21 protein-coding genes are annotated in these 25849 nt (G+C 63.2%); 10 read left to right on the top strand and 11 right to left on the bottom strand.

Annotated elements, in window-relative coordinates:
* Positions 1-60 precede the first annotated feature (60 nt).
* Complete coding sequence (locus ACIRSS_RS15775) at positions 61-1224, top strand: hypothetical protein (protein WP_400895204.1); 1164 nt, start codon at positions 61-63, stop codon at positions 1222-1224.
* A gap of 28 nt (positions 1225-1252) precedes the next feature.
* Here ACIRSS_RS15775 and ACIRSS_RS15770 read toward each other — a convergent pair whose 3' ends face one another.
* The 6 genes from ACIRSS_RS15770 to ACIRSS_RS15745 form a co-directional block, all read right to left on the bottom strand.
* Positions 1253-2047, bottom strand: a complete 795-nt coding sequence (locus ACIRSS_RS15770) for an NYN domain-containing protein (RefSeq protein ID WP_400895201.1) — start codon at positions 2045-2047, stop codon at positions 1253-1255.
* Entirely contained in the window at positions 2044-2757 is a 714-nt protein-coding gene (locus ACIRSS_RS15765; RefSeq protein WP_400895199.1) for a DUF6308 family protein, read from the bottom strand. Before ACIRSS_RS15765 ends, ACIRSS_RS15770 begins: the two co-directional genes overlap by 4 nt.
* A 19-nt stretch (positions 2758-2776) precedes the next feature.
* A complete protein-coding gene (locus ACIRSS_RS15760; protein ID WP_400895197.1) occupies positions 2777-3052 on the bottom strand; it encodes a hypothetical protein in 276 nt (91 codons plus the stop codon).
* A 151-nt stretch (positions 3053-3203) separates the two neighbouring features.
* On the bottom strand, positions 3204-3854 hold the full coding sequence (locus tag ACIRSS_RS15755) for a hypothetical protein (protein ID WP_400895194.1): 651 nt from the start codon (positions 3852-3854) through the stop codon (positions 3204-3206).
* Positions 3851-4765, bottom strand: coding sequence for a hypothetical protein (locus tag ACIRSS_RS15750; protein WP_400895191.1), 915 nt, complete (start codon positions 4763-4765; stop codon positions 3851-3853). Before ACIRSS_RS15750 ends, ACIRSS_RS15755 begins: the two co-directional genes overlap by 4 nt.
* Positions 4766-4886: 121 nt before the next feature.
* Positions 4887-5348: a hypothetical protein gene (locus ACIRSS_RS15745; RefSeq protein WP_400895188.1), complete on the bottom strand. Its 462-nt coding sequence runs from the start codon at positions 5346-5348 to the stop codon at positions 4887-4889.
* A gap of 110 nt (positions 5349-5458) precedes the next feature.
* Between ACIRSS_RS15745 and ACIRSS_RS15740 the strand changes: the two genes are divergently transcribed.
* A complete protein-coding gene (locus tag ACIRSS_RS15740) occupies positions 5459-6469 on the top strand; it encodes a DUF4268 domain-containing protein (protein ID WP_400895186.1) in 1011 nt (336 codons plus the stop codon).
* A complete protein-coding gene (locus ACIRSS_RS15735) occupies positions 6466-7176 on the top strand; it encodes a hypothetical protein (RefSeq protein WP_400895183.1) in 711 nt (236 codons plus the stop codon). The genes ACIRSS_RS15740 and ACIRSS_RS15735 overlap by 4 nt, the downstream gene beginning before the upstream one ends.
* Positions 7177-7211: 35 nt before the next feature.
* Here the strand turns inward: ACIRSS_RS15735 and ACIRSS_RS15730 are convergent, their stop codons facing one another.
* On the bottom strand, positions 7212-9314 hold the full coding sequence (locus tag ACIRSS_RS15730; RefSeq protein ID WP_400895181.1) for an AIPR family protein: 2103 nt from the start codon (positions 9312-9314) through the stop codon (positions 7212-7214).
* A 611-nt stretch (positions 9315-9925) separates the two neighbouring features.
* Here ACIRSS_RS15730 and ACIRSS_RS15725 point away from each other — a divergent pair.
* The 4 genes from ACIRSS_RS15725 to ACIRSS_RS15710 are packed head-to-tail and all read left to right on the top strand — an operon-like array spanning position 9926 to position 17442.
* Positions 9926-12361: an N-6 DNA methylase gene (locus ACIRSS_RS15725; RefSeq protein WP_400895178.1), complete on the top strand. Its 2436-nt coding sequence runs from the start codon at positions 9926-9928 to the stop codon at positions 12359-12361.
* Positions 12358-13599 (top strand): restriction endonuclease subunit S, encoded by a 1242-nt coding sequence (locus ACIRSS_RS15720; protein WP_400895175.1) that lies wholly within the window; start codon positions 12358-12360, stop codon positions 13597-13599. Before ACIRSS_RS15725 ends, ACIRSS_RS15720 begins: the two co-directional genes overlap by 4 nt.
* Positions 13596-16733, top strand: a complete 3138-nt coding sequence (locus ACIRSS_RS15715) for a type I restriction endonuclease subunit R (RefSeq protein ID WP_400895173.1) — start codon at positions 13596-13598, stop codon at positions 16731-16733. The genes ACIRSS_RS15720 and ACIRSS_RS15715 overlap by 4 nt, the downstream gene beginning before the upstream one ends.
* A gap of 37 nt (positions 16734-16770) precedes the next feature.
* Entirely contained in the window at positions 16771-17442 is a 672-nt protein-coding gene (locus tag ACIRSS_RS15710; RefSeq protein ID WP_400895171.1) for a M48 family metallopeptidase, read from the top strand.
* A 7-nt stretch (positions 17443-17449) separates the two neighbouring features.
* On the opposite strand, the gene ACIRSS_RS15705 is transcribed toward ACIRSS_RS15710, so the two are convergent.
* Together ACIRSS_RS15705 and ACIRSS_RS15700 are read right to left on the bottom strand one after the other, a co-directional pair.
* On the bottom strand, positions 17450-17965 hold the full coding sequence (locus ACIRSS_RS15705; protein WP_400895168.1) for a helix-turn-helix domain containing protein: 516 nt from the start codon (positions 17963-17965) through the stop codon (positions 17450-17452).
* A complete protein-coding gene (locus tag ACIRSS_RS15700; RefSeq protein ID WP_400895165.1) occupies positions 17943-19034 on the bottom strand; it encodes a hypothetical protein in 1092 nt (363 codons plus the stop codon). Before ACIRSS_RS15700 ends, ACIRSS_RS15705 begins: the two co-directional genes overlap by 23 nt.
* A gap of 112 nt (positions 19035-19146) precedes the next feature.
* On the opposite strand from ACIRSS_RS15700, the gene ACIRSS_RS15695 reads away from it, so the two are divergent.
* Positions 19147-20082 carry an ATP-binding cassette domain-containing protein gene (locus ACIRSS_RS15695; RefSeq protein ID WP_400895162.1) on the top strand — a complete coding sequence of 312 codons (936 nt, stop codon included), beginning with the start codon at positions 19147-19149 and terminating at the stop codon, positions 20080-20082.
* Positions 20079-20819 carry an ABC transporter permease gene (locus ACIRSS_RS15690; RefSeq protein ID WP_400895159.1) on the top strand — a complete coding sequence of 247 codons (741 nt, stop codon included), beginning with the start codon at positions 20079-20081 and terminating at the stop codon, positions 20817-20819. The genes ACIRSS_RS15695 and ACIRSS_RS15690 overlap by 4 nt, the downstream gene beginning before the upstream one ends.
* Here the strand turns inward: ACIRSS_RS15690 and ACIRSS_RS15685 are convergent.
* Positions 20803-23892, bottom strand: a complete 3090-nt coding sequence (locus ACIRSS_RS15685) for a BTAD domain-containing putative transcriptional regulator (protein WP_400895156.1) — start codon at positions 23890-23892, stop codon at positions 20803-20805. The genes ACIRSS_RS15690 and ACIRSS_RS15685 overlap by 17 nt on opposite strands.
* Before the next feature lie 103 nt (positions 23893-23995).
* Between ACIRSS_RS15685 and ACIRSS_RS15680 the strand changes: the two genes are divergently transcribed.
* On the top strand, positions 23996-25198 hold the full coding sequence (locus tag ACIRSS_RS15680; RefSeq protein WP_400895153.1) for a cytochrome P450: 1203 nt from the start codon (positions 23996-23998) through the stop codon (positions 25196-25198).
* Here the strand turns inward: ACIRSS_RS15680 and ACIRSS_RS15675 are convergent.
* A complete protein-coding gene (locus ACIRSS_RS15675) occupies positions 25188-25826 on the bottom strand; it encodes a DUF6308 family protein (RefSeq protein ID WP_400895150.1) in 639 nt (212 codons plus the stop codon). The two genes, ACIRSS_RS15680 and ACIRSS_RS15675, sit on opposite strands and share 11 nt — an antisense overlap.
* Positions 25827-25849 lie beyond the last annotated feature (23 nt).

Below are 25849 nucleotides of genomic sequence, written 5' to 3'. Positions count from 1 at the left end.
GCCCAGTCTCTTGACAGGGAGCGCATGAGGCGCCAAGCGCTCGCTCAGACACTGGCCGACGTGCAGACGGCTTACGAGACGCTTGCCCGAACTCTCGCCGACGAGCGGAAGCTGCGCGCAGATCTAGCTCAGAACCTGGCTGACGAGCGAGCAAACTATCAGGACCTTTTAGGCCGGTGCAGTGAATATCAACAACTGTCTGACGGCGCAGCTCAAAGGAATGAGCTGATGGGCGAAACGGTCAGGCGACTAAACGCTCGCGTGGCTGAGCTCGAAGAAGCGCATCACACTCGTTGGTCCACGGACGATCAGCACGATGACGATGAAGAGGGGGCAACTTCAGACCTCTTCGCATGTATCGACTGTTCGTCAATGTGGTTGCTGACCAAGAGGTCGAACCGTGAACATGTGGTTACCCTCGCGAAGCCTGGAAACGAAGGTAAGTGTGGCACTTGCAGCTCGACGCAAGCCTCGAATCTTCTGTCGGTAAAGGAGTGTGCGCAACAATCCAAGGAGGCCGTATACATCGTTCGTCCTCTTGAAGTTGGCAGTCCGCGAACGCAATCTGAAACGTGTGTGAAATTTGTTGCGAACTCACTGTCCTCTGGGCCGGTTGCTGCCACTGCAAAGGTAAGTGCCGAGAAGGTCGTCGACGCTGTCTCGTACGTCGTGGTAGGCGGCGATACTCCCCAGGAGCGGACCCTGCTGGGCTCGACGGCTGCCGTTATTGATAAGATCCCGACTTTTGTTGCTAAAGGGTTCGCCTGGTTGGCGACAGATCTCTTTGGTCTGCCGCCGTTCTTGGGGGAGGTTGTCGGCCGGCTGTGTGCAACTGTCGTGCTGGGGCCACATTTGCACCAGGTGGCCCAGTGCCTGCGCGTTGCTGATGTGACGCTCAATGGTGACAAATCGGGGGACTCCCTAGAAGGCCTCTTGAAGGACGTCCTGGCGGCTGACATCAAAAAGGACTTGAATGACCCCCCGTCGGTTGAAGACGGCTCGCTAAGCGGCAATGTGGCTTCCGGCTTAGCAGTAGACCCTGTTTTGAATCTGGATGCGGAGCTGCCAGTTGCTGATTTAGGGGAGATTGATCCGCCGCCGCCTAGGGCGACGGCGTGTGACAGTGCTGCCGAAGTACCTACGGTCTGGTGGACGAATATGGGCGACGGCGCGTCTCCAAAACACGAGTTTAGAGGTCCGGGCCACGGGTTTTCGTTCGGTTGACGCTAACACGGCAGATTGGAGAGAAAATTTAAGTCTGGACACGTGGCGCGGGAACCGACTCGATCAGCCGAACGCGCAAGTCACCAGGTCCGTCGCTGGCCTGCACTGCCACGGTGTTGGGTAGCAGGCCGAGGAACTCCTTGAAGCTCCGGCAGCCGTAGTTCCGCTCGTCGAAGGCCGGGTCAAGAGTCAGCATCCGGGCTTTGAGCCAGGCAGCGACCGGCGTCGGCGTGTTGCTCTGCTTAATCGCCCGGATCATCAGCTCTTCGGCATGCTTGATGTCGAACGTCTTCTCTACCGTGGGCTTCGCGCTCGGCTCGACGGCGGCGACGAGGGTGCCCCAGTACTTGTACTCGGAGCAGACTGAGACCAACCGCGGGCTGGCCGAGGCCTCGGTGCCGACACCGACGACGTGCTTGCCGAACTCCCGCAGCCGCTGCACGAGCGGGGAGTAGTCGCCGTCGCCGGCCACCAGCAGGTACGTCCCGATGTCCGGGTGCGTGATCAGCGTTTCCATGGCATCGACGGCCATCCGGATGTCGGCGGCGTTCTTCTGCTGGATCCCGAACCGCTGGATCTGGATCAGGTCGACGCCGTTCATGGCGAGGTCGTTCTGGTACTTGCCGAACTGCGGCTTCGCCCAGTCGGCGTAGGCGCGGCGGATCGAGGCGTTGCCGTAGTCGCGGCAGACGAGCTCGAGCGCGGCGTACGGCACCGGATTGGCCTGGTCAGGCAGGCTGTTGGCGGCGCCGATTGCCAAGTTCTCGAAGTCGATGAAGACGGCGACCTGCTCGGCGTTGCCGGGCCCGGTGGCGGCGGTCATGTCTGCGCTCCGTTCGTCGTGGGCGGTTCGGAGTTTCGCCCGGTCGCCTGCATCCAGAGAATGACGTCGAGGCAGCGCAGCAGGCTGATGTCGTCAATGCCGCCGGCATCGGCGCGCAGTTCCGCCACAGCCTCGGCTCGCCGCGAGTCGTCCTGAAACCACGTCCAGAAGCAGGCCCAGACGCTCTCCGGGGTGCCGAGCACAAATTTGACCTGGCTGTCGTAGACCGGCAGCAGGTGAGGTCGCTTCCGGGCAAGCAACTTGTTTGCCGTGACCCACCGGTCCTTGCCGCCGCAGCGCTTAAGGAGCCACCACAACCTGCTCGCCGGCGAACCGGCCGCGTACGTCGTCCACGGCGCCTCGTGCATCGCCAGGTCGGTCGGGATCTGCTCGAGTAGCTCGGTGATCTCCGCTGCGTAGGTGATCGTCGTGTCGATGGCGACGTTCGCCAGGTCCGTGATGCTCAGGAAGTTGAGTGCCAGGACGTCGGCTTCGGTGACGGTGTCGGCGATGCCCGGCCGATCGCCGCCGCCGGTGAACCGTTCGAACCAGCGGCCCGTGTAGCGAGGCTGGGCGGCGTCCTCGTTGAAGTACCGCGTGAGCGCGTCGACCGCGGCTGTCCGGCCGCTGCCAAGCACATGGAGGTCCAGCAGCTCGTGCTGGGGCACGTAGTCACTGGCAAGAGGTAGTCCGCTGGCATCGACCCGCACGACACCCCTCCCCTCAGCGTCAGTGCCTGGACCTGAGGTCGCTGGAGAAGTTGACCGTGTTACGCGTTTCTCTGGCCAGAGCCATCACCGGCGAGGCGAGTTCGGGGAGATCCGTGACGGCTGGCGGGCGCCGAGCTCGCCACGCCGCGAAGCCGGAGCCAACCGCCGCGAGTGCGAAGACGACTCCCAGCGCCCACGCCCAGGCGGCGTTCATCGAGATGGCCAAGTAGACCTGCATCCCGGCGATGACGGCGTACGTGGCGGCGAGTGCCCGCCATGTGGCCTGACGTTGCATCAGGCACCTCCCAGTTGTGACGACACAGGTAAGTCGCTACGAACGACGAGGCGGTTACGTGGGCCCGCGTGGGACGTCCAGCGACGCCAGTTGCCAAAATGATTGTCGATCTTCATTCGGTTGGACAGCGGCTCGGCGGCGGGCTCTGGTGCTAAAACCAAGAAACGAACGGCTTCGCAGATCTGAAGTCGTCGCTGGCAAGAGCTGATTCAGCGTCGTGGTAGCTGTGCTTGCTCCACTCTGCGAGATCAATTTCTCCAGTTGTTTTTCGGCCTGTGAAGTAACGACCTTTCAAGCGTTCTCCGTCCTTGCCGGATAGATAGAGATCGCAGACGCCTCGGTGTGGCTCGCTATGTTCCTGCACCTGCTGTCGGGGTGTATTACGGTATACCCAGCTTAGTCGCCAACGGTCATCGTCCTCCTTGATTAGCTGCGCTTGCTCGGAGATTGATTCTGACTCGCTGGTGAAGAGTGTGGCGACAAGGGTTGAGTTAGTTTGCTTCAAGCGTATTACGGTCGGGATCGGCGGAACCTTGCTTTTCTCGCCAGGGCGTATGTAGTCCGACATCAATACGCCGCGCCACGTGCCGGCGACAAGGGGCTTCTTGGTGACCGCTCGAACCGGGCGCCACTTCCAGACGAACCGATCGTACAGCAAGAACAAGATTGTAACGATCGTGCCGGCGATTGAAAGAGTCTTGAGTGCTGTTGTCTGTACTGGCTGCTTGGCGAAGACTGCCAGTGCGAACCAGATTGCAGCAGCGATACCGATGGCAAGCTTTGTTTGCGTCTTGTTGATCACTTTCGCACCAGGCCGTAGCGGTCCAAGGTTGCTTCTACGAGCATTCGAGCGTCCTTGACGCTCCAGGGTTGGCCGTCGCCAAACAAGGCTTTGATGCCATTGGGTTCGCGCAACTTCGAGGTATCGGCATCTGTCTTCACGCGGCCAAGTATGTACGACGCAGCGTGAACGAGGTCGAGAGTGAGGGGGTTGAAGCTGATGTGTCCAAATCGATCGTTGGGGACGATGTACATGAGGCATTCCATGAAATAGCTGGGCAGAGGGTCGATCTCCTTCGCTTCTGATAGGTCGTTCTCGGTGCGCTTCAGGATTCGAACAAGTTTCTTGTATCGACCTCCTGTGGCTGCGTTCTTTTTCTTGCCATTGGCGAGTTGTTGCTCGGGGTAGTTGATCACGGCGGTTCCGTCTAGGCGAAAGACTTTTGTTCCTTCGTGGTAAGCGACCATGCCGAACAAGTTGTATTCATACTTGTGAAAAGCAAACGATGGGACTATGTCCGCCTTAACTCGTCCTGTATTCTCGGCGAGTTCGATTGCCGTCTTTCCTGAGTTGTCGCAAGCTTTGCCAAAGCGCGCTTCGAGCGATGCGCCAAGACTCCTTCGAAACTCGGTTCCCTTGAGGTAGTTGCCCTTTGCGCTTCGTTCCGAGTGTCGATGCTCTGGGCGTAGGGCGCTGTCGTCGAAATAGTGAAACCCCTTGTGTATCACTGCGATATCAACATCGCTATCAAGTCGCACATTGGTGTTGTTTGCGTACGAACCTTTTGGTAGGTACCTGACGCTAACGTTTTGCTCGTTGGCCCATTGCTTGACTGCGTTTCGCACCATGCGTTCGGCGCGGTCTTGCTTCTCCTTCTCATTGTTGCTCGAGGGCTTCGCGTACCTGGCCAGCTTTTCTTCCAGCGATGTCACTAGGCCCTCCTCCTCGCCGCCGCCTCCTCATGGCAGCCCACCCGGGGCAAGACTTACATGACTAGAAGATCGACTCCAGAGAGTGACGGCGAGCGGAGTGATCTCTGCGCTAAGCGGCCCCTCACCTGCGGTTCCACAGGCTATCGTGTTCACGTAGCGCAGCGAGGACTCCAGCTTCCAGGGCGGCTGCAGAGGCTGCGCTGTCTGTGGTTGACCAGCAGATGTGCAGGTCAGCCCGTTCGAACGACAGCCGCCCCCACTGCGTCGCCCGTTTCGACTGGTCGCCCTCGGCCTCGGCAAGGCGTGCGCGGAGCCATCCCGGATCCGCGAGAGCGCGGTCGAAGGCGGCTTCGCCGAGTCCACTGGCGATCGCCTTACCGCTGGCGTATCGGGCCAGCCGTCCGCGGATGCCGGTACCGCTCCGCTCGCCGGCCATTCCCACATAGACGAGGTCGCCGGCCACACCTTCGCGAGCGAGGTAGACGCCGGGTAGACGAGGCGCCGTCTCGCGAGCAGCGGTGAACGGTACCCACGGCGACCAGTCAGCGAACCCCTTGACGACCTCGAGAGCGGACTTCGACATGGAGACAGTGTGGCGCGAGGTAGACGTCAGTACTCAACGTGGCCGACGAGCACCTTGGAAACTCCTTGCCGAACGTAGCGCCGACGGCCTGGGCATGTTAGCTGTGAGCGATGGGTATGGACGCGTACGGTCTCGGCCGCCTAGAACGGCTCGCGAACCCGCGGGAGATCTGGAAGCACGAAGCGGTCGACTTCACCCCCTGGCTCGCCGAGAACATCGACGTGCTCAGCGACGCGATCGGCTTGCCCTTGACGGTCGTTGCCCACGAGGTCCTGGTCGGCGACTTCCGGCTGGACATCCACGCAACTGACCCGGACGGTAAGACGGTCATCATCGAGAACCAACTCGAGCCGAGCAACCACATGCATCTCGGCCAGCTGCTCGTCTACGCCAGCGGGCTTGAGGCGTCGACGGCTGTCTGGATCACCACGAGGCTGCGGGACGAACACCGCAGCGCGCTGACCTGGATCAACGAGCGTACGGACAGTGACGTCCGCGTCTTCGGGATCGAGTTGAGCGTTGTCCAGATCGGTGGCTCGGCGAAGGCGCCTGTGCTCGACGTCGTCGTGGAGCCGAACAACTGGAGCAAGGCCGCCAAGCAGGCATCGAAGGCCTCGCCAGTCCCCGAGATCAACCAGGCGCGGGCTGCTTTCTTCGAGGAAGCTTTCGATGTTCTGGCCAGCATCTACCCGGTCATCAAGACACCGCGACCGCAGGTAAGTAACTGGAGTTCGTTCGCGTCGGGTCCGTTCGGCTACTACGCATTCTCCTTCAGCAAGGCTGGCTATCGCGTCGACCTCTACCTCGATTCCGGCGAGCAGGCGTCCACGAAGGAGATCTTCGACCAGCTTGAGGCTGAGGCCGACTCGATACACGAGCGGCTCGGGTTCAAGCTGACCTGGGATCGCATCAGTGAGAAGCGCGGCAGTCGGATTTCGACCTACCTTGAGGGGTTCGTCCTGGAGGACAGCGATGCGCAAGCCCGAACGAACGCTGCTCGCTGGAGCGCCGAGCGGGCGCGCAGCTTGCATAGTGAGTTCGATGGCCGGCTTCGAGCGATGGTGAAAACCGTCAAGCCGGTCGTTGGGGCCGGTGTCGCAACCGCGGCGGAGTCGACATGACCGAGACGAACGGAAGGACGATCGCGGAACGCGTCCTCGAGACCCTTCGGACCAGCGGACGGCCGTGGGATGACGATGAGCTCGCTCAGCGTCTTGATGTCGCCCAGCGGCAGACGATCAACCAGATCTGTCGACGGCTCGCCGCCGATGGACTGCTTCAGCGATATATCGGCGACGCCGGCAAACTTGTCAACGTCCTGAAGGGACCGCAGGTAGACGCTCCCGCCGGCGGCTTACCGGCCTCGCACGGACCTGCTAACAGCCCGATTGAGGTGGCGCCGGGCTCGAGCGCTGAGCAGCGAGCCGCCGAAGGCGTGATGATTGCCTGTGTGGCCGACACGCTCGGGCTCGAGCTACGCCCACAGCGGATAGTGACGGCGACCGGCGCACGGGTTGAGGTCGACGGGGCTGATGACGCCCGCACCGTTCTGGTCGAGGCATGGGCACACCAGGGACCGCCAAAGGTTGCGCAGAAACACAAGGTTCTGGCCGATGCCTTCAAGCTCGCCTGGATCGCGTCGACGCTGCCGGTGCGGCCGCGGCTGATCTTGTGCTTCTCTGACGAGGCTGCCGCCAAGCCGTTCCAAGCCGGTCGATCGTGGGCGGCTGCCGCGCTGCGCGACCAGCGTATCGAGGTATTCCTCGCCAAGCTGCCGGAACAGGTGCGCGCCGAAATCCTCGCGGCTCAGCGCCGCCAATACCGATAGGACCTACTCGCCGAAGGGGCTGACCAGAATGAGATCTAGGCCTCGTTAGCTACCGAATCCTCCTCCAAGACTAGATCTTGCTCGGCCCGAATAGCGTCGGCGAGATCGATTAGCGATCCCTCATCGGGTAGGTACCAGTAGAGCGTGCCCTGCACAGGCTGGTCCATGCCGTACGCTATGGTGCGCATCTTGCGCACCAAGCCAGTTGCCGAGTACCACTTCTTGTCTGCCTGCCACTGCAACTGCGCGCGATCATCATTGCGCCAAATGGCCTGGCTTCGCGCCGCATCTTCATCAAGCCAGGTTGCCATCTCGCGGCGATCAGTCCGCGTAATCGGTCGGAACTCCAGGACTGTGCCATCCGGAATGCGTTGCGCTGCCAATAGAGTCTTGACCGTCTCGACCTGACGAACGCGTGGTGCACGCTTGCGGCCTCCGGTTGCGAGTGAAGAGTCAGGTGACATGCCATCAACCGCGCTGCGTACCACTCGGCGTATACGTTCCGTATTGCGAACTGCGGCGATGATGTGACTCTTTGGGCCGAACTCCCGGTTTATAGACTGAAGTGACCATTCCATGGCGTCTTCAACGAGCTTGGGGACTTGACCGAGCTGCTGGTTCCACTTACTGACAGGGTCTTCGATTTCGCTGTTATCGAGTCGCTGGTAGACGACGTGTGTTATCAGCAAGTCGCCATACACTGCCATCGCCGCGGATCGCGACACCGACGAGTCACGTAGCAGGGCGAGCTCGTTGCGGACAGCGCGCAGTAGCTGGATGCTTCTCCAAACTCTGTGAACGTTAGGTGCGGCGCCAAACAGCTCGTGGTAAGCCTCGTCCTGCCAGAGTGCAGACTGATCGCGCTTGGCTAGTGCCGCATACTCTGGCTTGTCGTGGGTAGCGGCCAACGCCTCCGCTGCTTCGGTTATAGAGCAGCCGTGCTCCGGGTCGGGGACTTGTTCTCCGCGTCGAATTACATAACTCAAGCCCAGAGCTAGGGCAAATTCATCTCGAAGCGTTGTCTGGACGTCATCTAGGGACTTGAAGTCGCGATCTTCAATCGGGTTCTGCGTATTGGTGTTGGTAGTAACCTGGTCCCCGAATCCGGGTGGACAACTCTCTAGTGAGATCAACCTCACTAGAACGCGTCCGTGCTGCGCTTGGTCAGGGTTTTCGCTGAAAGCCCTGTGGATCGCGCTTACGGTTTGTGCGCCATTTACGACACTTGCGCCAGAGAGGGCGAAATCACCCACGGTGCCGGGCAGGCTCCTGCCGATGGGTCTGATGGATTCACATAGAACTGTAATGCCGTTGCTGAAGTACCAGAAGTGCTCCGGTTGCTCAAGCAAGGTATTCCTGATTTTTACGTTAACGTCGGTTAGGTCGAGTACGTCGCGGATATTTCGAGCGAACAGCCCGCGTCGGTGCTCGCTAAACAAGTCGGCGACGTCAGGTGCCGTCATCGTGCCATAGAAGGCCCGGGCAGGGTTGGTCTCTTGGCCGAATCCTTGGAGTTGCACGCGGGTATCGATCTTCGGAGCGGCAGCGTCGCCAAGAAGTGCTCTGTGAAAATCGCGAAGATCCAGGATTTTGTAGTTTACCATCTCCTCGACTTGGTTGAAATTTGATATCTTTGTCCTAAGTAGTTGCTCTATGTCAGGGTTCAAAGGTTCGACGCGCATTAAAGCTAAGACGAGGGTGATCTTTGGGCTGGCGTTGTCGAGTGCTTCTTCGAGCCGAGAAACGTGTCGCCTAAATCGGTTGTTGAATTCATCAAATTTCAGGTCGACGATATAGTCGAGGCCGTCGATCATCCGGTTGACCTCGTCCATGCCAAACTTGCCCTTGAGGTCGTCGCTCCACTTCGCTTGGATGAGCCAAATGTGCGACTGCGGAGAGGGCGGGTCGACGGCGACCGCATCGATTCCCCAGTCTCCTCGGCCGTCGACGACCGACTGCGCCGCGATGACGTCAGTACATGGGCTCATCAGCTGACGGGCCAGGGCCGCAAGGCCCCTGCTGAGAAATGCCTGGTGACGTGCGTCTGGCGATGGGTTGGTCTGGTCCGAGAGATCGATGAGGTCTAAGAACCGGCTCTCGATCGCCTTCCTCACATACCTAGCGTGCGCCTTGCTCATGCACCGCTCCCCTCGTCGCCATCGCCGCCAGCCAACTCTATCTGGGCAGTCTCGTCGTTGCAGTCGCCGGCACGGTGGTCTCGAGTCAGCAGCAGCCACGAGCTCGGCTGTTTCTGTCAACAGTGAGCTGGTCAGGTGGGGCGCCGCTTACAGGTCGGCACCGCAACAGCTAGACAGCCGCCAGCACTGCCAGGTGGCCTGCTCCGTGTTGGACGTGGGGCGTGGAGTTGTGGTCACGCCGTGCCGGTTCGCTGGCATCCCGTACGCCCTCGACTCGATCAAGGAGCTCTAAAGGACGCTGCCTGGACGGTTCGGCGGCTGGGGTAGTGCCATCCAAGCTACGCGTGCGCTGCTCGTGAGTTGCCGCGAAACCCCAGCTCATGGGCCCTTTCTCCTCGGTTGGCCCCCGACGCGCCGAAGGAGCCCGCCTCAGACTGTCGGTGGGGCCGACTATCGTGAACCGACACCGACAGGGAGTCACACTAGGTGACAAGCTGGTGCTACTCAGTGAGCGAAGGACGGACGGCTAAGATGGCTAGGTCACTTGACCTCAAGCAGACCGCAGGACTCAGTCGGTTGGCGTCGGCCGGCTCGAAGGCGGTGGCGTAGCTGTGGCCCTCAAGAAGTCTGACCTCTACAGCTCCCTTTGGCGCAGCTGCGATGAGCTGCGCGGTGGTATGGATGCCAGCCAGTACAAGGACTACATCCTCACATTGCTGTTCGTGAAGTACGTGTCGGACAAGGCCAAGGCCGACCCCGACAACCTGATCGTCGTTCCTAAGGGTGGCTCGTTCGACGACATGCTGGCAGCCAAGGGCGACAAGGAGATCGGCGAACGACTCAACACGATCATCGGCGCACTTGCCGACGCCAATGGCCTGCGCAACGTGATCGACTTGGCCGACTTCGACGACGAGGAGAAGCTCGGTAAAGGGAAGGAGATGCAGGACCGGCTCTCTAAGCTGGTCGCGATCTTCAACGATCTGGACTTTCGCGGCTCCCGCGCCGAGGGCGATGACCTGCTCGGCGACGCCTACGAGTACCTGATGCGGCACTTCGCCACCGACTCGGGTAAGAGCAAGGGACAGTTCTATACGCCGGCCGAGGTTTCACGGGTGGTGGCGAAGATTCTGCAGATCCCACGCAATACTCCGCACGCGCGGACGGTATATGACCCGACCTGTGGCTCGGGTTCGCTGTTGATCAAGGTAGCGGACGAAAGCAAGTACGGGTTGTCCATCTACGGCCAGGAGAAGGACAACGCGACCTGGGCTCTGGCGAAGATGAACATGATCCTTCATGGTTACGACGATCATGAACTTGCCAAAGGCGACACGATCACCAGTCCGTACTTCACTACAGGCTCGCAACTTCGAGTCTTCGATTACGCCGTTGCCAATCCTCCGTTCTCGGTAAAGTCGTGGAGCAACGGCTTGGAGAACGAGTTCGGCCGATTCGAGTACGGCCGGCCGCCGGAAAAGAACGGCGACTACGCCTTCCTGTTGCACATCCTCAAATCGCTCAAGAGCAAGGGCAAAGCCGCTGTCATCCTGCCGCACGGCGTGCTGTTCCGCGGCAATGCCGAGGCGACGATCCGACAGCGCCTGCTCAGGCAGGGTTTCATCAAGGGTATCATCGGCCTGCCCCCGAACCTTTTCTACGGCACCGGCATCCCGGCCTGCATCATTGTGTTGGACAAGGAGAACGCTGTCGGGCGAACCGGCGTCTTCATGGTCGACGCGTCGAAGGGCTTCATAAAAGATGGCCCGAAGAACCGCCTACGCAGCCAGGACATCCACAAGATCGTCGATGTCTTCACTCGCCAGGCCGAAATCGAACGGTACTCGCGCATGGTGCCGCTCAGCGAGATCGCCGACCCGAAGAACGACTACAACCTCAACATCCCGCGCTACATCGACTCGTCGGAGCCCGAGGACATCCAAGACCTGCACGCTCACCTACACGGCGGCATCCCGGACCGAGATCTCGATGCCCTCAGTGGTTACTGGGAGGCGTTCCCGCAACTCAGGAGCCAGCTCTTCAAGCCGAACCGTCCCGGCTACAGCGACCTGACCATCGATGTGCGCGACGTCCAGCAGGCCATCCTCGACTCGCCCGAGTTCCAGAAGTTCGCCGACGAGGCGCGCGATCTGACCACGACGTGGTTCAACGACCACCGCGACGCCCTGGCGAGCATTGAAGCCAACACACAGCCGAACGACCTCATCGCCACGATCAGCGACGACCTCCTGGCACGGTTCAAGCCCGTGCCGTTGCTGGACGAGTATGACGTCTACGAGCAACTTATGACCTACTGGCATGACGTCATGCACGACGACGTTTTCCTGATCATGAACGAGGGCTGGGGCGACGCCTCCAAGCCTCGCAAGGCCATCGACGACAAGGACCGCAAGCTGTCCGAGACGCCGGATCTTGCGGTCGGATCTGGACGCAGCGCTACCAGGTACAAGATGGACCTAATCCCGCCGGACCTAATAGTCGCTCGTTATTTTGCCGACGAGCAGGACGAACTCGACGAACTTGTGGCCACGGCTGAGGAAGCTAGCCGCGCCGTTGAGGAGTATGTCGAGCAGCACGCCGTCGAGGACGGCTTGCTGGCTGAAGCCATGTATGACGGCAAGCTCAACAAGGTTCTGGCGACAGGTCGGCTTCAGGCTGCCAGGTACGAAGGTCTGGATCGCGACGAGGTTGAGGCGCTTCAGCGGTTGATCAGGCTCTATAACACTGAGGCCGTGGCGAAGAGGGCCGTCAAGGATGCCCAAGTGGCTCTCAACACCGCCGCGCTGAATAAATACGGGAGTCTCACCGAGGATGAGACCAAGGTTCTCGTGCTAGACGACAAGTGGTACGGCACTGTCGCTAAGCGCATTTCGGGCGAAGTTAACTCGCTCACGCTGGCACTGGTCGCGCGAATTCAAGAGCTCGGTGATCGCTACGTCAACACTGTTGGCGCGCTTGAAACTGACATGGCGAAGACAGGTCGGAAAGTTAGGAGGCACTTGGCTGCGATGGGGGTCAAACCATGAACTCTTCAGCGTTGCCAACTGGTTGGAAGGAATTTCAGCTAGGCGATCTGTTTAAGCTCAGCAACGGCATTAATGCTGGCAAGTCTTCCTACGGATCCGGGACTCCGTTCATTAATGTTCTCGAAGTTATCGAGAATGAGTCGCTGCGGGAGTCTGATATCTCGGGTCTAGTCACTCTTCCGCCAAAAGCGAAGGCTCGCTACGAGGTTCGGCGGGGTGATGTCCTGTTTAATCGTACATCGGAGACGCAAGACGAGGTCGGGCTGGCTTCCGTATATTTGGGGGATGCGCCAGTCGTCTTTGGTGGCTTTGTCTTCCGAGGCCGTCCTGTTACGAGCAATCTGTGCGTCGAATATGCAAAGTATGCGCTTCGCGCCCCCGCTGTGCGCCGCCAGATCACATCTAGTGGTCAAGGTGGTATTCGTGCAAACGTTGGTCAGCGCGACTTGAAGTCAGTGACCGTTATGCTGCCGGATATTCCTGAGCAGCGAGCTATATCAGGTGTGCTAGATGACATCTCTACTCATATTAGAATTCTTGAACGTTTGATCGCTAAGAAGCAGGCGATCAAGCAAGCCATGCTGCAGCAGCTTCTGATGGGCCACGCTTTTTTCGAGGGCTCACTGGGGCCTGGAGACGAGATCCAGCTAGGCGCAATTACAACCTGGCTATCGGGGGGAACTCCTGATCGGAATAATGCTACCTACTGGGGTGGAACGATCCCCTGGATAAGCGCTGCAACTCTCAAGCACTCTCGAGTTTACACCTCGGATCAGCATCTCACTGAGGCTGGGCTGCGCGCAGGAAGCAAGATTGCTCCTGCCGGTGCGACCCTCATCTTAGTACGCGGCATGGCTCTGCATCGCGAGACCCGGATTGGGATGGCAACGCGTCCAGTTAGCTTTAACCAAGATGTGAAGGCGTTAATCCCTAAGCCTGGGATCTTGCCGGAGTACTTAATGTATGCGCTGCAGGCTCGGAGTGCTCAAGTGCTCGATCTGGTGTCGTCCGCTGGGAGCGGAACTGGTGTGCTCGACACACAACTGCTCCAGCGACTGTCGATCTGGGTTCCAGACGAGAGTGTCCAAAGCGGTATCGTCACAGCGGTCGACGCAATCGATCGAGATGTCGAGAATGTCTTGCAGGCAATCGCGAAGGCACGGGCGATCAAACAGGGCATGTCACAAGAACTGCTCAGCGGACGTACTCGTCTCTCTGTTCAGGAGCCTGCTTTATGAGTGACGTTGGACAGGCGGAGCGTAGGACACAGGAGCGTGTAATCAAGCTCTTTCAAGAGCGGCTCCGCTACGACTATCTGGGAAACTGGGAGCATCGTAAGGGCAACTCGAATATCGAGATCGATCTCCTGACACAGAACCTTAAGACCCGCGGCTACGACGACAACCTGATCACGAAGGCGATTGATCTGCTCAAGAAGGCCGCTGCGGTTGGCGGCGGCCGCGGTCTTTATGAGGCCAACCGCGAGGTCTATGAACTGTTGCGCTACGGCGTGAAAGTGAAGCCCGGGGCGGGCGAGCACCACCAGACGGTCTGGCTCATCGACTGGCGCGACCCGCAAGCGAATCACTTTGCAGCGGTTGAAGAAGTGACGGTTTTCGGGCAGCACGCGAAGCGGCCCGACATCGTGCTCTACGTCAACGGTCTGGCGCTTGTCACGCTCGAGCTTAAGCGGTCGCGGGTGGCCGCGAGCGAGGGCATCCGCCAGACAATCGGGAATCAGAGGCCCGAGTTCATCCGCTCGTTCTTTTCCACAGTTCAGCTGGTTATGGCCGGAAATGATGTCGAAGGCCTACATTACGGCGTAATCGACACGCCGGAGAAGTACTGGTTGAACTGGCGGCTGACCTCCGACATCGACCCAGTCACGCGTGCGGAAATCGAGCGTGACTCCGCTGGCGTCGAGGAGCCTCTCGACCTAGGACTCGCGCAGGTGTGCGCGAAGCATCGGCTGCTCGAGATCGTTCATGACTTCATCGTCTTCGACGCGGGTGTCAAGAAGACCTGCCGGCCAAACCAGTACTTCGGGGTCAAGGCTGCGCAGGTGCGGATTGCCCGGCGTGAGGGCGGCATTCTCTGGCACACCCAGGGCGCCGGCAAGTCTCTCACGATGGTCTGGCTGGCTAAGTGGATACGGGAGTCTCAGGTTGGCACCGACCCGCGGGTCTTGCTGATCACCGACCGGATTGATCTGGACGAGCAGATCGAAAAAGTCTTTAAGGGCGTCGGCGAGCAGATCTATCGCAGCAGTAACGGTATCGATCTGATCGATACCCTGAACAAGTCTGCCGAGTGGCTCATCTGCTCTTTGGTGCATAAGTTCCGCGGATCTACTGAGGACTCGGCTCGTGATGAGGCCGGAGCGGACTTCATCAAGGAGCTCAACGCCAAGATCCCCAAGGACTTCAAGGCCAAGGGAAACCTGTTCGTCTTCGTCGATGAGGCACATCGCACGCAGTCTGGCCTGATGCACAAGGCGATGAAGGAGCTACTGCCCAACGCGATGTTCATCGGCTTCACCGGAACACCGCTGCTCAAAGACGATAAATCTGCCACCATCGGCCAGTTCGGTACGTTCATTCACACCTACAAGTTCGATGAGGCAGTCCGAGACGGCGTCGTGGTCGACTTGCGCTACGAGGCCCGCAACATAGACCAGAATCTGACCTCGCCTGAGCAGGTGGACAGGTGGTTCGAGGCCAAGACGAGGGATATGACGGACCTGTCCAAGGCCGAGCTAAAGAAGCGTTGGGGAACGATGCGAAAGGTCGTTTCCTCTGAGCCTCGCGCCAAGCAGATCGTCCAGGACATTTTGCTGGATATGGAGACCAGGCCTCGCCTGATGGATGGGCGAGGCAACGCGCTGCTCGTGGGTGGTAGTATTTACCAGGCTTGCAAGTTCTACGAGCTGTTCTGCAATGCTGGCTTTCAGGGCAAATGTGCAATTATCACTAGCTACGAACCAAGTCCTGGAGACATCTCCAAAGAAGACTCTGGCGAAGGCAACACAGAGAAGATTCGCCAGTATCATATCTACCGCAAGATGCTCGCTGATCACTTTGGTGAATCTGAAGACGACGCCATGAAGAAGGTTGATCAGTTCGAGAAAGAGGTTAAGGAAAAGTTCATCAATGAACCTGGCCAGATGCGACTACTCATTGTGGTCGACAAGCTGCTGACTGGCTTCGACGCGCCAAGCGCGACTTACCTCTACATCGACAAGAGGATGCAGGATCACGGCCTGTTTCAGGCAATCTGCCGTGTCAATCGACTCGATGGTGAGGATAAGGACTATGGCTACATCGTCGATTACCAGGACCTCTTCAACTCGCTGGAATCAGCGATCAAGAACTACACTTCTGGTCCTCTCGAGGGTTTCGATAAGAAAGATGTCGAGGGTCTCTTAGCTGATCGTTTCGAGAAGGCGAAGGAAGATCTCGACGACGCGCTAGAGCGTATCCGTGCGATCTGTGAGCCGGTCGCCCCACCGAGGGGAACGCGGCAGTATCAATTGTACTTCGTTGCTGCCGAACCGGGTAACGCGGAGCAGATCAAGGCCAATGAGCTCAAGCGAGTACAGTTGTACAAGGCCGTGTCGGCCGTAGCTCGCGCCTATGGCAACCTGGCCAACGAGATGACCGTCGCAGGGTACACCTCTGAGGAGGAGCTGGCGATCAAGGCTGAAATCTCCCATTACGCCGCCGTGCGAGACGAAGTTAAGATCGGCGCGAAGGAAAATGTCGACTTCAAGCAGTACGAGGCCGGCATGCGCTTCTTGCTTGACACTTATATTCAGGCGGGAGCCTCCGAGGTCGTATCGAACTTTGAGGACACCGGCCTCATTGAACTCATCGTGCAGATGGGTGCCGGCGCGATTGACAAGCTCCCCGATGGGATCAAGCGGGATCCCGAAGCCGTCGCCGAAACGATCACTAACAACATGCGTAGGGTCATCGTCGACGAGCGTGCGATGAACCCGAAGTACTACGACAAGATGTCAGAGTTGCTGGACGCAATAATCGAGGAACGGCGCGCGGGCGCCCTTGAGTACGAGGCGTACCTCGCGAGGCTTCTCGAAGCTGCGAAAAAGCTCGGTGCGAAGGAGTCGGATACTAAGTATCCCGACTGGGCCAACGATGGCGCGAGGCGCGCCCTGGTTGACTTCTTTGCCTCCGACGCGGAGCTGCCGATCGCTATCGACGCTATCGTGAGGAACACGAGGCCCGACTCGTGGGTGGGCAACCCGCTTAAGGAGCGCAGGGTCCGCAACGCGCTCAAGCGCGTGCTTCCCGACAACTTTGATCGGCTTGAGGAACTATTCGAACTAGTGAAAGCGCGCCATGAGTACCACTAGTGCGTACCTCACTATTCGTGGGATTGATGTCGACGTCGTGTACAAGGACATCAAAAACCTGCACATCGGCGTCTATCCACCGATGGGGCGTGTCCGGGTTGCGGCACCGGAGCGTTTTGATGACGATCAAGTACGCCTCGCGGTCATACAGAGGCTGCCGTGGATCAAACGCCAACGTGAGCAGTTCGAAAACGCTCGGCGCCAGTCCGAGCGCGAGATGGTCAGTGGTGAGTCGCATTACGTGTGGGGTGTCCGGTACCGTCTGCGGGTTATCGAACGGCCAGGGCGGGCACACTTTGAAGTCGGAGGTGGCCGCTTGCTGCTCTATGTCCCGGCAAGTACTCCTTCTGATCAACGTCGCCTCCTCCTTGACGACTGGTACCGCGAGCAGGCAAGGCGTGTAATTCCGGACCTCGTGGCCAAGTGGGAGCCGGTACTCGATGTTTCCGTCCCCCGGTGGAGCATCAGGCGGATGAAGACTAAGTGGGGTTCTTGCAACCGCGAGACTGGCCACCTCTGGTTCAACCTTGAACTCGCAAAGAAGCATCCAGAGTGCCTCGAGTACATCGTGGTGCACGAGATGAACCATCTGATCGAACGCAGCCATGGTCAGCGCTTCTCGAGGCTTATGGACAAGGCGATGCCAGACTGGCGTGCACGCAGGGATCGGCTAAACGAGGCGCCGCTTGCCGATGAGGCGTGGGAGTGAGCGCACGCTACCGCTCCCGTCCCTGCGCGTCTCGCATCGTCACGCCACGCTCAAGCAGCCGGATACGGACGGTGTTCGCCGTCGTGTCGAGCTTGGCTGCGACCCGGGCCAGTGACCACCCTGCTGCGTAGAGCCGTGCCGCTTCGTCGACTTGCTCCGTGGTCAGCCGTCCTCGGATCTGCACGCCGGCGCGGTGCAAGATGCCGCTCACGGTCTTCCGATTGATCTTGAATCGCTCGGCGAGGTCGTACACGGTGCCGCCAGCCTGGTAGGCAGCGGTGAGCTCGTCGACCTGCAGGTCGCTCAGCTGCCTAGCGCGTTGCGGCTTACGCCGTTTGGGTGAAGGTGTAGCGGGCGTAGCCGTGATCGGAAGACGCCAGACAAGAGCTTCAAGCGTCCTGACCTGCACGTTCGTGTTGTAGTGGGTTCCCCGGAGGTCCACGTTTTGAAGGCTCGCACTCAGCAGAGTGCGGGCCTTTTTCGTGTCCGTGGCAGCGTTTTCAAGGCCGGATCCAGAGGTCACGGCTGCTCGCCAGGAGCACCCGGCCGTCCGGCAAGCTCGCCGCCGCGCTGACCGTATCCCTTGGACAGCCCAGTTCGCCTCGCTGCCAACCGCCGGCGCCGAGTGCCCAAACCACCGAGCAGGGTCGGCTCGACGCGCTCGAATCCCGCTCGATGCGCTCCCCGATCAGTACCGGCTTGCCCGCTTTGTCGACGGTCCCGCCGATTACCCTGCCGTCGCCCAGCGCTGCCGGGTCGGTGAGCCTCCAGTTGCCCGGTGCGCCCGTCATCACCACCGCGCCCGCCGCGTTTCCGCCGGCCAGCAGCCAGTTGCCGCCTACCCTCAGCACCGTGCCGATCTGGAGGTCGCTCTGGACCTTCGACACCGTCCAAGTCTCGCCTGCGTCACCGGAGGCCCAGACCAGTGGGCTCGCGCCGAGGGAGCCGGCCACGAGGACCTGAGCACCCTCCGCCGCGATCGCGTTGGGCGACCAGTAGCCCGGGCCGTCGCTCGGCAACTCGATCTCGCGCGCGGTGCGGCCCTCGTCGCCGGACACCCACGCGACCGGTTTTGCCCCGCCGGGACCCGGACGGGTACCTACGCCGACCAGGTTCCGGCCCGCGCGGGCCAAAGCCACCACCTTCCGGTCGAGCTCTGGCCGGAACAGCCGGACGACCTCGCCGGAGCGGTCCCGCCGGTAGAACCACTGGTCGAGCCCGATCACCGCCCCGTCCGCTCCCGGCACGGCGGCGGTGGCCGCGAAGGCGGTCGCGGCCTGCTCCAGCCCGCGGCCCGGTAAGGGGCCGAGCACCAGCCGGGTGCAGCCGTCCCCGCCCAGCCAGGTCGCCGGGACGCTACCGCTGTTGCCCGTCCGGTAGCTGCCGAAGCCGAGCACGCAGCCGTCGACCGGCACCAGCGTCATCAGGCCCTCGTAGGCCGAGACCGAGCCGTCCGATGCCGGGTACTCGATCGCGCCCGGTCGCACGGTGAAACCGAGCGCGCCCGTCGGTTCACCGGGCGGCAGGCTCCCGGGATCGCAAGCCACGACCGCGGCCAGCGACAGCGCGAGAATCGCCCCGAGCTTCTTCATGAGCGGGAATCTTGCCAGCGCAAGGTCACTTTTGAGCCGTGCGAGACCGTGACAGGAGCCGTGTCAGTTCGGGGTCAGGTCGGTGTCAGGGCCGCCCTTCAAAGTTCCTCCCATGACCACTTCGGCGATCAGCGCCTCCGGGCTTCGGAAGGCCTACCAAGACAAAGTCGTTCTCGACGGGATCGATCTCGATGTTCCCGCCGGCAGCGTTTTCTCCCTTCTCGGGCCCAACGGGGCCGGCAAGACCACCACCGTCAACATCCTCACCACCCTGACCCAGGCCGACGGCGGGAGCGTGCGGGTCGCCGGGTATGACATCGACTCCGATGCCAAGGCCGTGCGGAAGGCCATCGGGGTCACCGGGCAGTTCGCCGCCGTCGATGAGCTGCTCACCGGGCAGGAAAACCTGCAGCTCATGGTCGATCTGAGCCCCGTCAAGAACGGGAAGCGGGTGGTCGAGGACCTCCTCGAGCGCTTCGAACTCACCGAGTCCGCGCGGAAGCCCGCGTCCACCTACTCCGGGGGGATGCGGCGGAAGCTGGACCTCGCCATGACGCTCGTCGGGGACCCGCGGATCATCTTCCTCGACGAGCCCACCACCGGCCTCGACCCGCGCAGCCGGCGCACCATGTGGTCCATCGTCAAGGACCTGGTCGCCGACGGCGTCACCATCTTCCTCACCACCCAGTACCTCGACGAAGCCGACCAGCTCGCCGACAAGATCGCCGTGCTCGACCGGGGGCGGCTCGTCGCCCAGGGCACGCCCGACGAGCTCAAGCGGCAGATCCCCGGTACGCACGTCCGGCTCCGGTTCACGTCCGTATCCGAACTCGACGCGGCCTCCCGGGTCATCAGCGGCTCCACCCGCGACGACGACGCGCTGACCCTGCGAGTGCCCGGCGACGGCGGCACGAAGTCGCTGCGCAACCTGCTCGACCGGCTCGACGAGTACGCCATCGGCGCCGAAGAGTTCTCCGTCCACACCCCTGATCTCGACGACGTTTTCCTCGCCCTGACGGGCCACACCACGGAGGTCCCGGCCAAATGAGCGCCCAGACTGTCATGCTGCGCCGCAACTTCAAGCACATCGCCCGGAACCCGACCTCGGTGTTCAACGCGGTCCTGATGCCGATCGTGATCATGCTGATGTTCGTCTACATGCTCGGAGACGCGTTCGACGTCGGCGTGAACTACGTCGACTACGCGACGCCCGGCCTCATGCTGCTGGCCGTCTGCTACGGCCTCGGCGCGACCGCGACGTCGGTGAACTCCGACATGACCAAGGGCATCATCAACCGCTTCAAGGTCATGGACGTCTCGCGGGGCGCGGTGCTGACCGGGCACGTCGTCGCGAGCGTCCTGACGAACCTGGTCGCCATCGCCGCCCTCGTCGGAGTCGCCTTCGCGCTGGGCTTCCGTCCTAACGCGAGCTTCCTCGACTGGCTCGGCGTGCTCGGCATGGTCGTGCTGCTGGCTTTCGCGGCCGGCTGGCTGACCGTCGCGTTGGGACTGTTCGCCAAGTCGCCGGAGACGGCGGGGCTGGCTTCCGTGCCGCTGGTCATGCTGCCGTTCTTCAGCAGCGCGATCGCCCCGGCGGACAAGATGGGGCCGGGCCTGCGGCAGTTCGCGGAGTACCAGCCCTTCACGCCGATCATCGAAACCGTGCGCGGCCTGCTCAACGGCACGCCGTCCACCGGTTACGCGATCACCGCCGTCGCCTGGTGCCTCGGCATCGCCCTCGCCGGCTACTTCTGGGCGCGGTCGACGTTCAAGAAGCGAGCGTGACCTCGGCGAGCTCCCGCCAGTCCGCCCGCGCCCCCTCCGCAGCCGCCTCGGTGAACCCCTCGTCACCGAGGCGGCTCCGCGCGGCCTGCTCGATCCGGGCCACGTCCGGCCGGGACCGGTCCGGCAGGCCGCGCACGCCGGCGCTCGCCGCCAGCAGCCGCGCGGCCTGCTCGTACTCCTCGCGCCGCAGCGCCAGATCCGCGATGCCGACGAGGACCTGCGCGGTCAGCGGCGGGTGGCCCACCTCGGCCGCCGCCGCCAACGCCGCGGCCCGGTGCTCGACGGCTTCGGCGGGATCATCGGTCAGATAGGCGAGCAGGTCCTGGACCACCGCGCGGACCTGGGCCCGTTCGGCCGCCGCGCCCAGCATCGCCGTCGCGACGTCGAGCTGGCGGCGGGCCTGCGCGAAGTCGCCGCTCCAGCGGGCGAGCTCCGCCTTCGACAGGGCCAGCTCGGTCAGCGCGTCTCGCCAGGCGACCCGTTCCGCGTACCGCTGCGCGTCCGCGATGGCGGTCGCGCTCGACTCTTCGTCCCCGGCCAGCCAGTACAGCTGGGCCTGCCGCGCGCGCATCCGCACGGCGTCCTCGACGGCGCCGACCTCGGTGACGATCGCGATCGCGGCTTCGTAGTGCTCGCACGCCCCGGCGAAGTCGCCGCGCATGGCGATCAGGTCGGCCAGCTCGGTCTGGGCGAACGACGTGCCCCACCGCTCGCCGATCGCGCGGAACTCGGTGAGGGCCGTCTCGAAGTACGCGTCCGCGTCCTGCCCTTCCCGGCCGAGCTGGATCCGCATCTTGCCGAGCTGCAACCGGGCCAGGGCGCGGACCCAGGGGTCTTCGTCGGTGACCAGCGGTTCCCACGCGGACGTGAACGCGTCCGGCTCCCGCAGGATGCGCTCCAGCGCGGCGACGAGCGACACCGCCGGGTGGCGGTGGGGCAGCCGCGAGCCGATCTCGTGCACCTGGTGGATCCACTCGACGGCCTGGTTCTGGTCGCTCTCCCGGCCGGCGGTCAGGAACCCGGTGACGAACGCGTAGACCGTCGCGCGGGTTTCGTCGGCCACTTCGCCCGGCACCGCGGTGGCCGCCATCAGCAGTTCGTTGCCCTCGGACTTGTGCCCGGCGAGCCACCAGTACCAGCCCGCGGCCGCCGCGAGCCGCATCGCCCCGGCCGCGTCGCCCGCCGCCAGCGCACCGCGCATCGCCGCGGCGATGTTGTCGTGCTCGGCGTCGAGGGTGGCGAGCCACTCCAGCTGTTCGGCCCGGCGCAGGTGCGGCTCCGCGGTTTCGGCGAGCTCGGTGAAGTACGCGAGGTGCGCCTGACGCGCCGAATCCGTTTCCCCCGCTTCGGCGAGCCGCTGCCCGGCGTACTCCTTGATCGTGCCGAGCATCCGGTAGCGCGGCGCCTGGTCGCCCGCGGTGACCACCAGCGACTTCTCGGCCAGCGTGGTCAGGATCTCCTCGACGGCGTCGTTCCCGCAGACCCGCTCGGCCGCCTCCAGGCTCGCTCCGCCGGCGAACACCGAGAGCCGGCTCAGGACCGCGCGTTCATCGTCGGCGAGCAGTTCCCAGCTCCAGTCGATGACCGCGCGCAGCGTCCGGTGCCGCGGCAGCGCCGTGCGGCTGCCGCCGGTCAGCAGGCGGAACCGGTCGTCGAGCCGGTTGGCGAGCTGGTCGAGCGACATCGTGCGCAGCCTGGCCGCGGCGAGCTCGATGGCCAGGGGCATCCCGTCCAGCGCGCGGCAGACGCGGGCGAGCGTCGGGGCGTCGGCCACGAAGTCCTTGCGCACCGCGCCGGCCCGGTCCCGCAGCAGCTGGACGGCGGGGGCTTCCTCGATCTTCGCGGGGTCGGCGTCCTCGGCCGGCACCACGAGCGGGGCGACCGGCCACAGCGCCTCACCGGTGATGCCGAGGGGTTCGCGGCTCGTCGCGAGGATGCGCAGCCGGCGGCACTCACCGAGCACCCGGTGGGCGAAGGCCGCCGCGGACTCGATGACGTGCTCGCAGTTGTCCAGGACCAGCACCAGGTCGCGGTCCTGCAGCGCGGCGATGACGCGGTCGGTGGGTTCGGCCTCCGGCGCGTCGCCGAGCAGGGCGTCGCGCAGCTTGAGCGCGGCGAGCGTCGCCTGGGCCACGTCGCCCTCGGTCGGCGCGAGCTCCACCAGCCAGACGCCGTCCGGGACGTCGCCGAGCAGCGTGCGGGCCGTCTCGGTGGCCAGCCGGGTCTTGCCCGAGCCGCCCGGTCCGACCAGCGTGGTGAGCCGGTGTTCGGTGACGAGCCCGCGGACGGCGGTCACGTCGTCGTCCTTGCCGACGTAACTGGTCAGCTCGGCACGCAGGTTCGTCTTGCGCGGCTCTTCGCGCCGGGTCAGCTCGCCGCGCAGCAGCGCGACGTGCAGGGCGGCCAGCTCCGGCGACGGGTCGACGCCCAGTTCGTCGGCCAGCGTCTCGCGCGTGCGCTCGTAGACGCGCAGGGCCTCGGTGTCCCGGCCGGTCGCGACCAGGCCGCGCATCAGCGCGCCGACGAGCCGCTCCCGGGCCGGGTGCGCGGCCACCAGGTCGGTCAGCTCGGTGACGACGCCCTGGCCGAAGTCGGTTTCCGCGTCGAACCGGTCTTCGAGGGCGGCCAGCCGGAGGCCTTCGAGCCGCGTGACCGCGGCGTCGAACGCGGCGCTCTCGGTCAGGCCGACGTCCTGCATGGCCGCGCCCCGCCACAACGCCAGTGCCTCACGCAGCTGCCGGACGTCATCGCCGGCCTGGGCGACGAGGCGTTCGAACCGCACGGCGTCGACGGCGTCGGGGTCCACCACCAGCCGGTAGCCGGCCGGACGACCCTCGACCGCGCCTTCGGGAAGCACCTTCCGCAGCCGGGAAACCAAGCGCTGCAACGCGTTCGCGGCGTCGGCCGGCGGCTGCTCGCCCCAGATCCAGTCGACGAGCGTCGCCTTCGGGACGACCCGCCCCGGCTCCAGCGCGAGGGCGATCAGCAGTCCGCGCAGGCGGGCGCCCGGTACGTCGGCCACGACGCCGTCGTCCGCGCGGACTTCGAAGGACCCCAGTATCCCGATGTGCACCCGGCCGATCATGCCACGGGCGTGGCGGTGGCCGGTCCGTGTCAGCGCCGTGTCAGGCCGGGCGGCGAGGGTGGTCGGCACAACCACCACGAAAGGACCTCCGATGAGCGACATCCCGCAGGGACTGCCGATGGAGCGCGACGCGGGCCCCTTCGACCCGCCCCGCGAGATCACCCGGCTGCGTTCCGTGCGACCGGTCAGCCCGATGGTTTTCCCGGACGGCCACGAGGGCTGGCTCGTCACGGGCTACGAAGCGGTGCGCCAGATGATGGCCGACACGCGGTTCAGCTCGCGGCTGGACCTCGACGTCGTCCATGTGCCGTACGAGACGCCCGGCATGCCCGTCGCGACCGAGCCGTCCCCGCAGCTGCCGGGCATGTTCATCGCGATGGACCCGCCGGACCACGGCCGGCTGCGCAAACGCCTGACCGGCGCGTTCACCGTCAAGCGGATGAAGCAGCTCGAAGAGCGCATCGCCGACGTCGTGGAGCAGCAGCTGGACCACCTGGAGGCGCTGACGCCGCCGGTCGACCTGGTCGCCGAGTTCGCGCTGCCCGTGCCGTCGCTGGTGATCTGCGAACTGCTCGGCGTCCCGTACGAGGACCGCGGGAGTTTTCAGGCGAACTCGGCGCAGTTCATGGTCCGCGACCAGACGCTCGAGCAGAAGATGGGCGCGTACATCGCGCTGAACACGTACCTGTCCGAATTGGTCACGCGCAAGCGTTCTTCGCCGACCGAAGACATCCTCTCGGACCTGGCCCGGCACGAGGACCTGACGATCGAGGAGCTGACCGGGGCGGCGTTCCTGCTGCTGATCGCCGGCCACGAGACGACGGCGAACATGCTGTCCCTGGGGACGTTCGCGCTGCTGGAGCACCCGGCCGAGCTGGCTTCGCTCCGCTCCGAGCCGGAGTTGCTGCCGGGGGCCGTGGAGGAGCTGCTGCGGTACCTGTCCGTGGCCGACATCTTCTTCCGCTACGCGACGGAGGACCTTTCGCTCGGGGGCGAAACGATCCCTGCGGGGTCGACGGTCGTCGTGTCGTTGCTGGCCGCCAACCGGGACCCGGAGCGGTTCGAGAACCCGGACGTCTTGGACTTCCGGCGCAACGCGCGGGGGTTGCTGTCCTTCGGGCACGGCGTTCACCAGTGCCTGGGGCAGCAGCTGGCGAGGATCGAGATGCGGGCGGGGTTCGAGGGGTTGCTGCGGCGGTTCCCGACGCTGCGGCTCGCCGTCGCGGCGGATGAGGTGAAGCTGCGGACCGACATGAACATCTACGGGGTGCACGAGCTGCCCGTCACCTGGTGACCCCGCGGCGGGCGCGCATCCACAACACGACGTCGAGGCACCTCAGCAGGCTGATGTCGTCGATGCCGCCCGCCTCCTTCCGCAGCTCCTCCAGCGCCGGCGCTCTCGTGCGGTCCTGGTCGAACCAGGTCCACAGGCAGTGCCACGGGCTGGCCGGGGCCTTCAGGACCGTCCGGACCTGGCTGTCGTACACCGGGGTCAGGTGGGGGCGCTTGCGGGCCAGGAGCTTGGACGCCGTCACCGGGCGGTGGTTGCCGCCGCACTGGCGGAACAGCTCCCACAGCCGGAAGGCCGGTGCGCCCGGTTCGTACGCCGACCACGAGGCCTCGTGCATCGGGACGTCCGGGGGGATCTGCTCCAGCAGCTCGCGGATCTTGAGCGCGTGCGTCATCGTCGCGTCGATGGCCACGTTCGCCAGGCTGGTGATGCTCAGGAAGTTGAGCGCCAGGACGTCGGCTTCGGTCACCGTGTTGGCGACCGACGGTTCGTCGCCGCCGCCGGCGTAGCGCTCGAACCAGCGGCCCGTGCAGTCGTCGAAGTAGTACCGGAGAGCCGTCAACGACTCGTCGCGGTGCTTGCCGCGGACGCATTCGTCCAACAGCTCGTGCTGGTCGGCGTAGTCCGGCATGACGGGCTCCCCTCATCGCCGAA

Origin of the sequence: Amycolatopsis sp. NPDC101161, from assembly GCF_044768185.1 — a bacterium.
Taxonomy (GTDB): domain Bacteria; phylum Actinomycetota; class Actinomycetes; order Mycobacteriales; family Pseudonocardiaceae; genus Amycolatopsis.
This window is presented reverse-complemented; position numbering and strand designations above follow the sequence as displayed.